Raw genomic sequence first — 334 nt, 5'->3', positions numbered from 1 at the left:
TCGCCGCCACGGACACCTGTGTCGGATCTGGGTACGGACCGCGTGCGCCTTTTCACGGGCCCCAGGTTGGACCGAATTTCTCTATCTCACCGTTCGCCCGCTTCGTGCCGTTACGGCTTCCACGAGTTTTGGAGATTCGACCGGGCGAGTGCCCGGCTCGGTCGACCCCGAGGCGTCGGCATGATTGCACGCGGGCACTGGAATATTAACCAGTTTCCCGATTTGTCTTACTCGAACTGCGGTAAGACTGAGGACCGGCTAACCCTCGGTTGACGAACATTGCCGAGGAACCCTTGTCCGTGAGGCCGTCGGGATTCTAACCCGACTACCGCTG

At 60.5% G+C, this 334-nt stretch carries 1 rRNA gene; it reads right to left on the bottom strand.

The window, feature by feature from the left end:
- A 23S ribosomal RNA gene (locus C451_RS23040) occupies window positions 1–334 on the bottom strand; the annotation flags it as partial.

It is taken from the genome of Halococcus thailandensis JCM 13552, from assembly GCF_000336715.1.
GTDB classification, from domain to species: domain Archaea; phylum Halobacteriota; class Halobacteria; order Halobacteriales; family Halococcaceae; genus Halococcus; species Halococcus thailandensis.
The sequence above is the reverse complement of the archived record's forward strand: the minus strand, read 5'-3'. Positions and strand labels throughout refer to the sequence as shown.